This window comes from Bartonella sp. MR168JLCBS (assembly GCF_042194175.1).
On record NZ_JBHIMP010000243.1, the window covers coordinates 1 to 857 of the forward strand.

An 857-nucleotide genomic window follows, 5' to 3' on the forward strand; every position below is an offset into this window, starting at 1 on the left:
AAGTTTTTCTAATTTTTCTTGAATTTTCGACTTTCGACGTAACCCTGCAGTATCAAAAAGTTTAATATGACGACCACGCCATTCCCAATCCACAGAAATGGAATCACGAGTCAATCCTGCTTCAGGTCCTGTCAATAAACGATCTTGCCCCAACATCCTATTGATGAGAGTTGATTTTCCTGTGTTTGGGCGACCAGCAACTGCAATCCGAAGGGGTTGTTTACTTTCATCGCAAACAGATCCCTTTTCCTCCAAATCATCCACATAATCACCAACAGATGCAGACTGTACAGAAACACATTTTTCTGCGTTCTTGCTTTCAAAAACTCTCTCTTTACCAATAGCATCCATAATTGCATCACGAAGATCTGAAAGACCCAAACCATGTTCAGCAGATATTGGACAGGGCTCCCCCAAACCTAATGACCACGCCTCATACTCTGTCCCTACTGCCGCTTTTGACTCAGATTTATTGGCAACAAGCACAATTGGTTTTCCCGATTTACGACCCAGGGACGCAAAATTTAAATCACTCGGCGTTATGCCACTCTTTGCATCAAACATGAATAAAATAAGATCCGCTTCATTAATAGCAGCTTTTGTATGTGAACACATACGACCTTCAAGTGTATGATCACCGGCTTCTTCCAACCCAGCTGTATCGATCACATCAAAACACAGATCTTGAAGTTCTGCCGCATGAATACGTCGATCACGTGTCACACCTGGCTTATCACAAACCAAAGCCAATTTTTGACCAACCAAACGATTAAAGAGCGTTGACTTCCCAACATTGGGCCGACCAACTACAGCAATGGTAAGGCTCATCAATTTATTCCTTGTCTGCCTTGCCCTCA

General features: G+C 42.8%; 1 protein-coding gene. It reads right to left on the reverse strand.

Annotated features, from left to right (window positions below):
* Positions 1-828, reverse strand: an 828-nt coding sequence (gene der / locus ACFIK8_RS10630; RefSeq protein ID WP_375669408.1) for a ribosome biogenesis GTPase Der, incomplete at its 3' end; no start/stop codon positions are given.
* Positions 829-857: the final 29 nt, after the last annotated feature.